The sequence below is a fragment of the [Clostridium] symbiosum ATCC 14940 genome, assembly GCF_000466485.1.
GTDB classification, from domain to species: Bacteria; Bacillota; Clostridia; order Lachnospirales; family Lachnospiraceae; genus Otoolea; species Otoolea symbiosa.
This window is the reverse complement of sequence record NZ_KE992936.1, coordinates 1-1553: the sequence shown is the minus strand read 5'-3', so window position 1 is coordinate 1553 and position 1553 is coordinate 1. Positions and strand designations below refer to the sequence as shown.

Sequence of the window (1553 nt, the reverse complement as noted above, 5' to 3'; positions counted from 1 at the left end):
ATTGGAATAGTCCAATTGAAAAAGGAGGAAGGAAATGAAACTCACAAATTATGAACAGGATGTGCTGAACGGTAAGTATGGGGAGGGCGCAGCCATGGCGATGGAGATTCAGGTGGCAATCGGAGAGACCTTCGATGCACCGAGGATGGTTCCGGTGACCAGAACCCATGTGGCGCTCAGCGCACAGGACGCAGACCTGTGGTTTGCCGAAAAGCTGCTTTCAAAAGGGGCAAAGTGCAAGATTCCACCGACAATCAATCCGAGCATCTGCATCAAATATCTGAATGAGCATCTCCATGAAGTTCCGGATGAGGGAAAGAATATCGTGTTTGCCACGAATGAGGCATACCGGAAGCTGGGAGCGCAGCTTACCTTTGACTGTACGCCTTATCTTCAGCAGAATGTTCCGGCTTATGGAGAGGTGATTGCTTTCTCGGAATCCAGTGCGACCCCATATGTCAATTCCGTGATTGGCGCAAGAACCAACCGGGAAGGGGCGAACAGCGCCCTCTGTGCGGCGATAACAGGGATGGTTCCGGAGTACGGGCTTCTCTTCGACGAGAACCGCAAGGCGGAAATCCTGGTTGACGTCCAGGCGGATGTTAAAACGGATTTTGACTACCAGATTCTCGGCTGGTGTTATCCGGAAAAATATAAAGGACTTGAGGTTCCTGTTTTTAAAGGGATTAAAGAAAGGCCGACGCCGGAGGGCTTCATGAATTTCGGCGCTCAGCTCAATACATCGGGATGCGTATCCATGTATCACATAGCGGGAATCACACCGGAGGCCCCTACCGTGGAGGCGGCCGTCGGAAGCAAAAAGATTAAACGGGAAATCGTGATTACGGATAAAGATTTGCAGGATACGAGAGAGCGGCTTTGCAATGAGCCGGGAACGATTGATTTTGCGATGTTCGGGTGCCCCCACATCACAATCCGCCAGGTTGGAATAATTGCTAAAGTCTGTGAGGGAAGGAAATTCAAGGTAGACACATGGCTGCTGACAAGTTCCCTTACGAGAGAGCTGGCGGACAGAATGGGATATCTGAGCATCATCCAGAGGGCCGGCGGCCATATAATAGCCGATACCTGCATCGATGTACCTCCGTGCTGGAAACCGTATTACGGTTCGGTGGGAGTGACGGATTCTCCGAAATGTGCTTATTACAATGAAATCCGCGGAATTAAATTCTTAATCCGCCCGCTCGAAGAAGCGGTAGAGGCGGCAATTTCAGGAAAGGTGGTTAAATAATGGAACGTACATATCACTGCGCAAAAATTGCAAAAGGGACGGCCGAGGCCGAGGCTCTGGTTTCCAAAGATGCGGTCTGCTTTTATCTCGTAGTACCTGAGACAGGGGAGCTGATTGAACGCAATCACGATATAAATGGAAAGAATGTGGCGGGAAAGATACTTATCATGCCGTCGGGAAAAGGAAGTTCGGTGGTGCAGGCGGATGGTCTTTACAAGCTGCTGATGAAGGGGAAGCACCCGGCCGGATTAATCGTGGAGACAGCCGACACGGTGCTGGTGACGGCGGCGGTAGCAATGGA

Annotated in this window: 2 protein-coding genes; both read left to right on the top strand. The window is 50.9% G+C overall.

The annotated features are described in order from the left end of the window. The first annotated feature begins 34 nt into the window (after window positions 1-34). Window positions 35-1252: an aconitase X catalytic domain-containing protein gene (locus CLOSYM_RS13225; RefSeq protein ID WP_021642482.1), complete on the top strand. Its 1218-nt coding sequence runs from the start codon at window positions 35-37 to the stop codon at window positions 1250-1252. Then, window positions 1252-1553, top strand: a 302-nt coding sequence (locus CLOSYM_RS13220) for an aconitase X swivel domain-containing protein (protein ID WP_021642481.1), incomplete at its 3' end; no start/stop codon positions are given. The genes CLOSYM_RS13225 and CLOSYM_RS13220, both read left to right, overlap by 1 nt.